Here is a 12,751-nt window from a genome sequence, read left to right as displayed (position 1 = left end):
GCGACCGCTTCGCTTCTTCGGATACTTTCTGCCCTCTCCGTTATCGTGTAAATGTGTTCACTCCTATATAGCAAAGATATTTCAAAAAGGTTTACCGCAGCAGCACGGATTTAATTTCGTAAGGGGCGAAGGTCAATGTAATCTGACCATTCGTCATATCCAAAGGCTCACCCGGTTCTTCCAACGCGTTGGAGAGATAGGCCTGCTCAAAGGCATGTGGCCATTGCAAGGTTACACGTTCACGTTTGCCTGAAGATTCATAGAAACGAAGTATCGCGCCGTGTCCATCCTCTGCCATTTTAACCGTATCCAAAATGACATGCTCGCTATCCAAATCAATCCATGCTCCGGTTGCCTGGCGTGTAGGCAAGGCAGTTGCAGTTGAATCAACCTCAGTCCCTGTGCTCTGCTGTACCTGCTGTACCGTCACCTCGTGATTCAGCTCTGCAGCATGACGTACCGTATGCGCAGTACGCCAATCCCCTTCGTGCGGATACAGGGCATACGTGAATTCATGTTCTCCAAGATCTGCCGTCCGGTCCGGCCATTTCGGTGCACGAAGCAGGGATAAACGAATGTTGCTTCCCTGTACGTCGTATCCGTATTTGCAGTCATTAAGCAAACTCACGCCGTATCCATATTCGGATACATCCGCAAACCGGTGGCCACAAACTTCATATTGGGCTTGTTCCCAGCTGGTGTTACGGTGCGTTGGCCGCTCCAATGCACCGAAAGGAATTTCGTATGTTGCCTTTGAGGTTACGACATCGATTGGAAAACCGACTTTCAGGAGCTTGTGACTTTCGTTCCAGCTCACCTGCGTCTGGAAGTCAATCCGCCGTGAATCATGGTAGAAAACGATATCTTGTGTAATCTCCGATTGATGGAGTTTCCAGCGGAAACGCAGGACGTCCTTCGTTGTACCAGCCAGCACCAGCTTTTTCTCCAACAGCTCGACTTCCCCGGCAACCTGTTCTTCATAACGGCTGTCAATATCCCACGCATCCCAGAGCGTCGGACGGTCGTGGAAAAAGTGGAATTGATTGCCCCGTTCACCCGGCTTCAGCATTTCCCGCTCTGCTGCCTTATCCCACAGACGAGTAATCTCGCCTCGGTTGTTAAACTCCACATGATAAAACGCCGTATCCCATGTATCGTCAAAGACAGGTTGACCGGCAATGCTGGTCACTTCTTGTGCATTCGTTTCCCTAGTATTTTCAGGCACCAGCCAAATCGTCTTATACCCAAACGCCGGAATGTCATCCACAAGAATCGAAATCGCGTTATCTTCCCGATCCATTCGCAGGTGCTGACCTTCTACATCTACCGCATAACGATCCAAGCCATCGTGCACGGGGAGCTGAATGACTGCATTACGCTTCCAGCCAAGGCTGTTGAACACCACATAGGCAGCTGAACCTTCTGGACCCTTTGTGTTAATACCTGCCGTTAATGCCGCAGCACCTTGATTCAGCCCTGCTCTACCTAACTCAAAAACTCGTACATATTCCTCATCCGAAGTCACGTATGACTCTGTAATCGCTGAGCCTGGAATAATATCGTGGAATTGATTCAGCAAAATCAGCTTCCAGCCCTCGTGCAGTGCCGAACGGACTTCAGCTTCTGTCTGCGCCTCCATGTTCGGCAGAGCAAGTGTGTTCCACAGCTCGGCTTCACGGTACAGGACCTCTGCTTTGCGATTGTTCCGCTTGTTGCGTGCATGTGTCGTGTACGTGCCTCGATGCAGTTCCAGGTACAGATCACCGTGCCATTCCGGAAGTGTAGGCTGCCCTGCTTCAATACCTGCAAAAAAGGCTCCCGCTGTACTGTAGCGACTGCCAGGCTGCCCTACCATCAAGTCTGCACGATCCACGTACTCCAGCATTTCGCGGGTTACTCCGCCGCCACCATCACCATGTCCGTATAGAAGCATGTGCTCGGGATGTGCTGCTTTCTCACGGTAGGACTGCCAGTGATCATGAATATCCTTCGGTAAAGTGTGTTCATTGACACCATGGTTGAGATAAGACAGGATCGGCGTACCGTCAATGCCAACCCAGTGAAAGAGATCGTACGGGAATACATTGGTATCGTTCCATCCCAGCTTCGTCGTCATGAAATAGTCCACATTGCCATGCTTCAATATCTGAGGCAGGGAGGCACAGTACCCGAATGTATCCGGCAGCCATTCAATCTGTGACGTCTTGCCGAACTCCTCCATGTAAAAACGCTGGCCATATAACATTTGGCGAATCAGCGACTCCCCGCTCGGAATGTTCAGATCCGGCTCAACCCACATGCCGCCAACCAGTTCCCAGCGTCCTTCTGCAATGCGCTGCTTCACCCGTGCATACAATTCGGGATCATGTTCCTTCAGAAAGGCGTACAACAAAGGTTGGCTCTGGGAGTACACATAATTGGGATACTCATTCATTAGTGCATCCACGGTTGAGAATGTACGACTTGTCTTGCGTACGGTCTCCCGTACAGGCCACAGCCAGGCAATGTCGATATGGGACTGTCCCACCATATGTTCAAGACCTTCGGCGTTACCACCAATCTCTCGCACATGATTCGCTAAACTCTCTTCAATCTGGCGAATGCCTTCCCCCTGCTTGATCTCTTCATCTGTCATGCCGACGAATTGATCCATCGCACGATAGATGGCTTCCAGCAGACGTACACGCCTGAAGTCGCTTTCGGGCAGCAGTATGGCCGAATCGCGTACAATAATGACCGTATACATCAGGCTGCGAACCGCCTCGTTCGGTCTCACCAGCAGACTGGTGATTGATGTGATCGGCGGCTGAATAACGGCCTGCTGGTTCAACGGATCAACAGGTTCAGGTACAGGATCGAACAGTTCGATTTCAAGCTCCGGATGAACTCCAATCTTGGACGGGTCCAGCGTAACGTACGTATGATTGCGATCCAGACCCTGATAAGAACGACCATTCACCCGCAGCAAGCCTTCTCCTCCCGATTGAAACAACAGTCCGAATGGGGCATGCTGCCAGGAAGCAGGGACTTCTAAACGGGTTCGAAAAAAGTAGGTGGTCCCCTGTGTGCTTGGAAAACGATCCAGGCCTTCTCCCTCCGGATAAGGCCCTTGATTCTCATATTTTCCCGGCACGTCATAATAAGCACGGGTGATGTTCCAGCTGCGTAGATCCACCTGCTCCAGCCACTGATGTTCAGACAGTTCACGAATAAATCGTCTAATACGTTCCATGTTTTACGCCTCCCTTACCGTAAGCTCGGCCATTTGTGTGTCGTTTACGCTGCTGCCGATATGAATACGGAATAGTCCCGGTTCAACCACGGGTTTCAAATGCCGTCCGATATATTGCAGCTGCTCCGCACCAACACGGAATTCAATCGTTTGCGTCTCACCAGGTGCCAGATTCACTTTTGTGAATCCTTTCAGCTCTTTGGCCGGGCGAGTCATCTGGCTGACCACGTCGGTGATGTACATCTGTACCACTTCTGCGCCACTACGCCGGCCTGTATTGGTCACATCCACCGATACCATAACTGATTCGCCAGCTGTCATGGATGCCCTGCTGACTTTCGGCTCGCTGTATTCAAAAGTGGTATAGCTAAGTCCATATCCAAATGAATAACGAGGCTCCAGATCCTCTTCGAGATAACGCTTGCCACGGGAACGTTTGCCGTTGTAATAGATAGGTAACTGACCGACATGCTTCGGAATGGAAATCGTCAATTTGCCCGATGGATTCACATCGCCAAATAGAATGTCTGCAATGGCATGCCCGCCTTCTTGACCCGGATACCATGCCTCCAGAATGGCATCTGCATGTTCATCCACCCAAGGTTCAGTGATGGGGCGGCCATTGATGTAAACAACAATCAGCTTTTTGCCGAGCTTGTGAATTTCCTGAATGAGTTCCAGCTGTACTCCCGCAAGTCCTAACGTCATACGGTCGATACCCTCACCGCACTCCATGTCATTCCAGGAATGATCGGACACATTGGATGCCCCTGTCTTCAGGTCGATCGTTCCTTCGCCGAAATCGCGGGCACTTGACCCGCCAACCACCATGATGACGGTATCTGCCTTGCCGGCGATCTCAATGGCATGCTCGAAGCCTTCTCTGGAATCGCCTTTGATTCGGCAACCTGGCGCATAAAGTACCTCACGTACAGCTTCATTCCCCGCGAGCTTGGAGCGGATACCATCCAGTACGGTTGCCACTTTGGATTTGGGCTGCGGTGACGTGTAATCACCCAGCTGATTGTAGGCATGATCCGCATTCGGACCAATGACAGCAATCTGCCCAGCTCCTGTTATGGATAGCGGGAGAGCGGATTGCTCATTTTTGAGCAGAACCACTCCTTCTGCTGCCAATTGACGTGCAAGCCGGATATGCTGCTCACTGCCAATTACTTCTGCGGCCCGGTCAGTGTCCACATAAGGCTGCTCAAACAAGCCCAGTTTAAATTTCAATGCCAGTACGCGGCTGACAGCCCGGTCCAAAATCTGCACATCAAGCTTGCCCTCCGAAACAGCCTGCACCAGATACTGTCCAAACATCTCACCGGACATTTCCATATCGATGCCTGCCTGAATGGCCTGAACAGATGCATCGAGCCCATCCGCTGCAACATCATGCCCGCCTGCCAGCATGTTGATTGCGCCGCAGTCCGTAATGACCAAACCCTCAAAGCCCCAGTCTTCACGTAAAACACGATCCAGCAATTCCGTATTTACTGTACAAGGCGTGCCATCAATTTCGTTATAAGCAGGCATAATGGATGCTGCCCCAGCTTCCACCGCTTTTCGGAATGGATACAGATCCACTTCCATCAATTCACGCCAGCCCATGTGTACAGGTCCTGCATTGCGTCCGCCTTCCGAGCTGCCGTAACCGACAAAATGCTTCAGCGTTGCAGCAACTGCATCATCCCGGTCAAGACTTTCCCCCTGAAGTCCTTCGACAGAAGCTACCGCCAGTTCCCCAATGAGATACGGATCTTCGCCAAAGCATTCCTCGGTACGTCCCCAGCGAGGATCACGCACGACATCGAGTACCGGAGAATACGTAACCGCTCCACCCTGGGCACGCGTTTCCCTGGCTACGGCCTGGCACATCTCTCGGTACAGGTCCACATTCCAAGTGCTGCCGAGCAGAAGCGGTACGGGATATACCGTTCCATCAATGGCCATATGGCCGTGAGAGCACTCCTCCCCAATCAGGATCGGAATTCCCAGTCGGGAATGCTCCACAGCATGACGCTGAATCAGGTTGACGGCTTCTGCGCCTTCTCTCGCGGATAGGCCATTTTCAAGTGTAACGCCAGTCCAGGGATCGGCCCGAAGGGCACCATAGAGAGAGCCGACGCCACCGTTTTCCACCTGCTCTTTGAAGGAACCATTCAGCGTGATATTTCCCTTGTCATTCGTATAGGTCTGCCAGCCAAAAGGCTGAATAAGCTGGCCTACCTTCTCTTCCGTAGTCATCAGGCCAAGCAGGTGCTGCACCCGTTCTTCGACGGGCTTGCTTTTGTCCTTATATGTCATCATCCTGAAACTCTCCAATCCTATAGAGTGATCCGGTTATTCCTTCACCGCTCCAACCGTCAGACCTTGTACGAAATAGCGCTGGAAGAACGGATAGGCAAATATAATCGGCAGCGTTGCAAGCACGACCATCGCCATCCGGGAAGTATCCTGCGGAATGGACTGCATGGCTGCCAGACTCATGGAGCTGTTGGCGGAGTTCTGCTGAATAAACTGAATGCTGGACTCGATCCGCATCAGCATGGATTGCAGCGGTACCAGGTTGGGATTATCAATGTATAAGAGTGCGTTGAACCAGTCATTCCAGTAACCCAGTGTACTGAACAACCCGATCGTTGCCAGCCCCGGCAGGGACAATGGAATTACGATTTTCATAAAGGTATAAAACTCTCCGGCACCATCAATTCTTGCGGATTCAATAACCGCATCCGGCACACTGGTGGAGTAGAACGTACGCAGAATCATAATATAGAAGGCATTCATCGCCAGCGGCAGAATCAGTGCCCACACGGTATCTTTCAATCCAAGCAGTTGGGATACGACCATATAGGTCGGGATCATCCCGCCGTTGAACAACATGGTCAAAATGGCAAACACGGAGAAAAATCTCCGATATCTGAAGCTCTTGCGGGAAATGGCATAGGCATACAGGGACATGAGGATCAAACTGATGATTGTCCCGAGTACCGTGACCAGAATGGTAACCCCATACGCACGCAGCAGTGTATCACCGCTCTGCCAGACAAATTGATATGCCGCGAGACTCCATTCCGCCGGAATCAGGCGGTACCCATCACGGGCCAATGCCTTTTCGTCCGTAAACGAGATGATGACGACAAATATAAAAGGAAACACACAGATCAGAGCGAAAAGTCCGGCCATGATATTCATGATGATGTTCCAGCCGCTGGATACATGATGGAAATCGCGTTTTTTTACGAGTTGAGCCACAGTGGTTCACTCCTTTCCCTTGTCCTAGAATAAGCTGCTATCTTTATCGATCTTGCGTACCACATAGTTGGAGATGATAACCAGTACAAAGCCCACAACCGATTGATACAATCCGGCAGCGGTACTCATGCCAATCTCACCGCTCGTTTTCAAACCGCGATATACATACGTGTCAATGACGTTCGTAACGGAATAGAGCGTACCCGAATCCCTCGGCACTTGATAGAAGAGACCAAAGTCAGCGTAGAAGATCCGGCCCACAGCCAGAAGTGTCATAATCGTGATGATTGGGGATAGCAGCGGGATCGTAATGTTGCGAATTTGCTGCCATTTGCTCGCACCGTCAATCATTGCGGCTTCATAGAGCGAACGGTCAATGCCCAGTATAGATGCCAGATAGACGATACTGTTGTAGCCGATCGTTTTCCAAAGTGCGACGAAAATCAGAATGTACGGCCAATACTTGGCTTCCGAATACCACTGGATCGGTTCCATCCCGAACCAGCCGATGATCTGATTCAACATTCCCCGGTCCATGCTCAGGAAACTGAACACAAAGTAACCTACAATGACCCAGGAGAGGAAATACGGGAGGAACATCCCTGTTTGATATATTTTGGCGAGCCGTTTATTAATAAGTTCCGAGAGTAGAATGGCCAAACCTACGGCGAACACTAACCCCAAGAATATGATGGCGATGTTATACAAAAGTGTATTTCGGGTAATCAGCAGCGCGTCATTGTTGCTGAACAGGAATTTGAAGTTGTCCCAGCCCACCCATTCGCTCTTCGCAAGGCTGGCCCAGAATCCCTCACGACTAAAGCGATATTCCTTGAATGCCGCTACAGTACCCACCAGGGGCAGATAAGAGAAGAAGAAGAACCAGATGGCGCCAGGCAGCACCATGAACAGCATGACTCGGTTTTTTATCAGGTTTTTCAAAAATGCAGTCATTGGGATATCCTCCTTCAAGCTTGAATGAAAAAAAGGATCGGACGCTACATGCAGCCGCCCGATCCTACGAATGTAACCTTACTTATTTTCCGCTCTCCAGGCATCAAGCTGGCTTTGGGCTTCAGCCATTACCTTCTCAAGACCGGCTTGATTGAACTTCTCAATGACCTGATCCAAGTTGGTCGCCGGGTCCAGCGTACCAGTCATCAGTGCGGCCCAGTATTGTTCTTTCACGTTTTGTACAGCTGTCAATTCAGTAGAAACGTTGCTTGCATCAAAGTTGAAGCTGAGAATTGGGGAGTTCACGCCTTCAGCATTAAATTTCTTGAACTCATCCCATTTGTTATCCGGATCGTTGTTGTTCAGATAGAGCAGCATGTTGTTACCAAGAGAATACGAAGGCATGTCATAGTTCTTCGATTCAGCCAGGTTTTCCATGTGTGTATCGTCCACTTTTTTGTAGTGAGTGCCCTCGATACCGGAGTCCACCATGTTGCGCAGCACTGGATCGGTATTGAGCAGGTTCAGGAATTCCATTGCTTTTTCCGGGTACTCGGAGTTGGCGGAGATCGCCATGATGGATCCTTGTACAGAAGTGTTTGTGATGATTGCATCACTTGCCGGTGTGGAAACGACAGGATATCCATAACTTGCAGACCATTGATTGTCGGCCAGCGGTTGAGTCTGTGCGCGATCTAGGAACCAGTTGCCCGATGTCGTCAGGTCGTTGGTTGATCCTGTTGTTGCTGCCTCTGCAGATACATAGCCAGCTTTGTAATATTTGTTCATCGTTGTGAGCGCTTCCTTCATTTCAGGAGTCTCCAGGATGTTCACGAGCTTGTAATCCGTCGTGTCAAGTTTGATTGCCATAGGCAAATTTTGAATGACATAGTCATAAGGAACGTAAGGGACATAGTTTTTATCCATCGCAAACGGCGTCACACTTGGCTCATTTTCCTTGATTGTTTTGAGCAAAGGTTCGAGACTGTCCAAGGTGCGGATATTAGAGATGTCCAGGTTGTACTTATCGAGCAGTGTTTTGTTGAAACGCCATACCTCTTGCTGCGGCAGTTCTTTGTTGGCTGGAATACCGTAGTTATGACCATCCACTTTGGAACCGCTGAGGAATGCCGGGTCAATCGTGTCCATCAGATCCTTGCCATATTTGGGGAGCAGCTCATCCAATTCCAAGAACGCGCCTTTTCTCGCATTTTGAACATAGTCGAATCCGCCCGAAGAGGTGAACAGAATGTCCATAGGCTCACCGGAAGCCACATTCACCTGCATCTTTTGAGGATAGTCACCCCAATCGACCATTTTCATGGTTACGGTAGCATTGATTTTTTCCTTGGTATACTTGCTGACTTCTTCCATGACCTTGTTCACATCTTTTTGCGGGGTACCGATGGTGTACCAGATCAGTTCGACTGAATCATCTCCAGCCCCGCCGGATTCCGAAGCACTCTCGCTTCCACCGCAGGCACTAAGTACAAGTGTAACGGCCATTAATAATGCCAGGACGAGAGAAAAACTTTTTCTTTTTTTAAGCATTGTTTAGATCCTCCCTTTTCGTTTTCCCTTAAGCACTAACGAACTAACTGCTATAACCTTATCGAATGAAAGCATTTTCAAAAAGAAGATAAACTTAAGTTTTCGGGGTACAAATTAAAGAGATATTCTCCCTGACTCTTGTTTTTGTCCCTGATTTAATAAATCGCTTACATGAAAGAGACATGCCGGGTAACATCTGGCATTAAACTCTTCCCATGCCACTGCTGTTCCCGAAATGTCTCTTGTACGTTAACTCCGCAGATCGAATCTTCCCGTCACCGAATTAATTAAAAACCTTGAAATCGGTCGGTGAAATGCCTACATATTTGCGGAATTGCTTATAAAAATATCCTGTCTCCCAATATCCAACGTTTCTTGCGATCTCATGCACCTTCAGATTGGAACTGCGCAGCTGTTCCTTGGCACGCTCGATCCGGTATTTATTGATGTACTCGGCAAAGGTCTCTCCTGTCTCCTTGTGAAACAGCTGTCCAAGATACACGGGATGCAGATGATAATGAGCCCCTAGCAGCTTAAGGGAAAGCTCTTCTGCGTAATGCTTCTCGATATGCTGAAGCACTTGGCTCACAATCGGGTTTTTCAGATCCTGCAGCAGAGATTCGATCGTCTCGCTCCCCACTTGCTGAAGGGCTTGCACCAGTTCGGCAAAGGTACTACTATCCAGTACCCGTCTTAACCCCTTTTGGTAAATGACAGACTCATCCGTATGCTTAATGCTCTCCAGCTCCATTTTGAAACGAATAACCAATTCGAGCGCCGTATGCTGCAGTTCCACAGGAGTCATCCCGTCGCGATACTGTTCAAAATCCGTTTGAATTCGTTCTGAAAGCTGTTCGGTATTTCGGGATAACATCAGCTTGGCATATTCCTTCCAGTCGAAGGAGAAACGACTGCCAGCACTGCTTCCCGTTTCAAGAATCGCATGATCGATCACTTTAAGATCCGGGTAGATCATCACATACTGCAGAGCGCGCTTGGCTTCTTTGTAACTCGCGGGTGCCTGATGAATGCCCTTCGCCATGCTCCCCATACCCATATAAACCGACGGGTGTGCTTCAGAGATCTGCCTGGATAAACCGGTGACGCAATCCATAAACATCTGTCTATCGACCTGCTGCTCGTCCACACTCGCGATCATGACGATATCGCCATCCAAATCATGAAAAGTACTCACATAAGGCTTGTCTGCAAGTAGACGCTGCACTTGATCAAATATGCCCGGCTCTTCTCCCTTCGTACGGAGAATGGCAATGCCATAGCATGGACCATCAAGTGTAAGATTCATGAACAGAGAACGCTCTTCGAATTCCGCCGTTGCGATCTGCCCCGTCAACCATCGATGAAGAATGTTGTCCTTCAAAATTTGAATGCCGTAGGCATCATAACTTGTTTTTGCTGGTGCTTGATCCAGCTTGGAGGCCGTGTTTCGCAGCGTTGATTCCAGCTCCTCCACATTGATCGGCTTGAGCAGATAATTTTCGATCCCCAGTTGCATCGCTTCCTTCAAGTATTCGAACTCATTGAACCCGCTGAGAATAATCACTTTAAGGTCAGGCTGGACACGCCTTGCTTCCCGAATCAGATCCAGTCCATTCATAATGGGCATGGAAATATCCGTGATCAGAATGTCGACAGGCTGGGCAGACAGCGCTTGGAGCGCCGCCTGGCCATTGCCGGCATGGTTCACAATTTCCATTCCAAATGAAGACCAATCCACAATCTCGTATAATCCTTCAATGATGAACGGCTCATCGTCCACAATAAACACGTTGTACATGCTAAACACCTGTCCCTTCCGTATGAGGATAACGCACCCTTATCAGGGTTCCTTCTCCAAGCGTACTCTCTATCGTCATTCCAAACTCCGGTCCATACAGGTAGCGCAGACGACTGTGCACACTGCGCAGCCCAAACATTTGTCCTGATTCCTCTGGACGATCGAGCTCTTCACGAATTTCTGCCAATCGGGCAGGATCAATGCCTTTGCCATTATCTCTGACTTCCACCTGCAGCACATCTCCAATCTCCTCCACCACAATGGACAATTTGTTATCCGAGCGTTCCGTCTGGATTCCGTGCACGACATAGTTTTCAATGATCGGCTGCAGGGACAGCTTGACCACAGGATGTTGATTATGCACAGGATCCAATTGAATCGTATAGGTGAAGATATCCTTATAACGGATTCGAAAGAGTTCCAGATATAGACGGCAAGCCTCCATCTCATCCTTCAATGTATAGTTTTTCTTCTGTTGAACAAGGCTCTTGAAGAGCACCGATAAGCTGTAGATCATCTCACCAACATCCCTTGCCCCCTGGGAAATGGCTCTCATACGAATCACTTCAAGCGTGTTATAGAGAAAATGAGGATTAATTCTGGCCTGCAGAGCAACCAGCTCCGTCTCCTTTTGTTTGATCTCTGCCTTGTACACCCGCTCAATATACAAATTAAGTTCATCCAGCATATCGTTAAAGCTGTGCGAGATCTGCCCAAGCTCATCGTCACGGTTATCGTCAATTCGTGCGCTCAGATTGCCATACTTCACCTTCTGCGTAAATCGGATAATTCTCCGGGTCCGCTTCGCAAAGTTAATGATAAAAAACGCCGGAACGAGCACAGCAAACAGGGTACTTATGATGCTAATTGAAATAATGGTATTCCGAATACCTGCGTAGGCCTCAGCCATCTCTTCCACAGGAACTGTGGCCACTATCACATAGCCCTGGTCTGCCGAGACAAACTTGTTTACATACATGTTTTTTTCCTTTTTCATCGAGTCCATATCGGTCTGATCGAATAGCGAATCTGCAACTTCAACATAAGGATACTTCTTCCCGTAATAGTTGCTGCTGGAGTCAAATAACACGTTGCCTTTGGCCGACAATACCACAATTTCCCCCTTAAAGTTGCTCTCATAACTATCAAGTGCATTTCCAATACCTGCAGAGTCAAAAAAAACGAGGAATTGCCCCAGATTCCGCAGCGTCTGTGTATTGTTGATGGGAACACGAATCGCGTACAGATCCGGGCTCCATTCATTGATTTCTTTGCGAATCCAGTAGTTGGGTGCACTGATATTAGGCGTCTCCATGGCCATCACGTCAGGAATATAGGAATGGGCAGCACTCGTGTCCAGCTTCTTGAATTGCTTATTGGGGCTGAACATGGACATGTCCTGGCGCTCTGCACTATATAACATCAACTGATGGATATCCGCATTTCGGTCCATGATATTCTGGAAGTGTTTTAGTACATCTGCGGAATAGTCATCCTGATTGGCGTAATATCCATTGGTGAGATGCTGGACATAATCCGCATAGGTGTGGCTCATCAGATAGGAGATATTGGCTGACAGCGCCTCGTTCTGATGCATGTCTCTAACCATATTTTGTACGGACTCATACTGCTGATGAATATATCGGTCCACACTTTCCATCGCAGCCTTTTGGATAGCCAGTTCACGGCGGATCGTAGAGTCGGACACCGATAGAAAAATGATATACGACAGCGTAATAATCGTCACAATCGAAATCATTGAGAAAATAAGCAGCATTTTCATAAACATATTATTTTTGAAGAAATTATTGTAAACGCTAACAATTTTCAAATCGCAAGTTCCCCCCGATGTGGCTTGTCCTGTCTGAATTATATCATTTGCCTTCTGACATTAACTTCTCACCTTGAACTTTTCTTTAGTTTATACCCGCCTTTCTTTAATTTCGCCCTATTTG

General features: G+C 48.9%; 7 protein-coding genes. All 7 read right to left on the bottom strand.

The window, feature by feature from the left end:
* Positions 1-91 precede the first annotated feature (91 nt).
* A complete protein-coding gene (locus ABIC22_RS14765; protein WP_354481721.1) occupies positions 92-3,232 on the bottom strand; it encodes an alpha-mannosidase in 3,141 nt (1,046 codons plus the stop codon).
* A gap of 3 nt (positions 3,233-3,235) precedes the next feature.
* Positions 3,236-5,545, bottom strand: coding sequence for a glycoside hydrolase family 3 N-terminal domain-containing protein (locus ABIC22_RS14760; protein ID WP_354481718.1), 2,310 nt, complete (start codon positions 5,543-5,545; stop codon positions 3,236-3,238).
* 33 nt (positions 5,546-5,578) lie between these two features.
* Positions 5,579-6,433, bottom strand: a complete 855-nt coding sequence (locus ABIC22_RS14755; protein ID WP_217506623.1) for a carbohydrate ABC transporter permease — start codon at positions 6,431-6,433, stop codon at positions 5,579-5,581.
* A gap of 84 nt (positions 6,434-6,517) precedes the next feature.
* Positions 6,518-7,447: an ABC transporter permease gene (locus tag ABIC22_RS14750; RefSeq protein ID WP_095292071.1), complete on the bottom strand. Its 930-nt coding sequence runs from the start codon at positions 7,445-7,447 to the stop codon at positions 6,518-6,520.
* 78 nt (positions 7,448-7,525) lie between these two features.
* Positions 7,526-8,998 carry an ABC transporter substrate-binding protein gene (locus ABIC22_RS14745; protein WP_127538935.1) on the bottom strand — a complete coding sequence of 491 codons (1,473 nt, stop codon included), beginning with the start codon at positions 8,996-8,998 and terminating at the stop codon, positions 7,526-7,528.
* Between the two features lie 283 nt (positions 8,999-9,281).
* Positions 9,282-10,796 carry a response regulator gene (locus ABIC22_RS14740; protein ID WP_336783009.1) on the bottom strand — a complete coding sequence of 505 codons (1,515 nt, stop codon included), beginning with the start codon at positions 10,794-10,796 and terminating at the stop codon, positions 9,282-9,284.
* A gap of 1 nt (position 10,797) precedes the next feature.
* On the bottom strand, positions 10,798-12,627 hold the full coding sequence (locus ABIC22_RS14735; RefSeq protein WP_483312547.1) for a sensor histidine kinase: 1,830 nt from the start codon (positions 12,625-12,627) through the stop codon (positions 10,798-10,800).
* Between the last annotated feature and the right edge of the window lie 124 nt (positions 12,628-12,751).

It is taken from the genome of Paenibacillus sp. PvP094 (assembly GCF_040546835.1).
In the GTDB taxonomy this organism is placed as follows: Bacteria; Bacillota; Bacilli; order Paenibacillales; family Paenibacillaceae; genus Paenibacillus; species Paenibacillus illinoisensis.
This window is presented reverse-complemented; position numbering and strand designations above follow the sequence as displayed.